This window comes from Rothia sp. HMSC068E02 (assembly GCF_001813565.1).
GTDB lineage: Bacteria > Actinomycetota > Actinomycetes > Actinomycetales > Micrococcaceae > Rothia.
Genome location: NZ_KV812882.1, coordinates 1,086,370 through 1,086,616 on the forward strand (window position 1 = coordinate 1,086,370; position 247 = coordinate 1,086,616).

The 247-nt window shown below is 51.8% G+C and carries 1 protein-coding gene; it reads right to left on the bottom strand.

Features of this window, described 5'->3' with window-relative positions; all coding sequences use genetic code 11:
• Window positions 1–53 precede the first annotated feature (53 nt).
• Window positions 54–247 (bottom strand): hypothetical protein (locus HMPREF2919_RS09230; RefSeq protein WP_210398965.1); only part of this gene is annotated, 194 nt, incomplete at its 5' end.

Genomic DNA, 247 nt, shown 5'->3' on the forward strand with positions numbered 1-247 from the left:
TCAATGAAAGCCCTTCCAAAAAGGAAGGGAAATCAGGGTGAGCTTTCACATCTCTAATTGTAGCGTCGCCTCAATGAAAGCCCTTCCCAGAAGGAAGGGAAATCACCGGAAAATCGACACTGACGACGAACCTCGCCGTCGCGCCTCAATGAAAGCCCTTCCCAAAAGGAAGGGAAATGGGTGTCCAGGAGTTCCTGTCTGCTGGGCTGGTCAGCCTCAATGAAAGCCCTTCCCAGAAGGAAGGGAA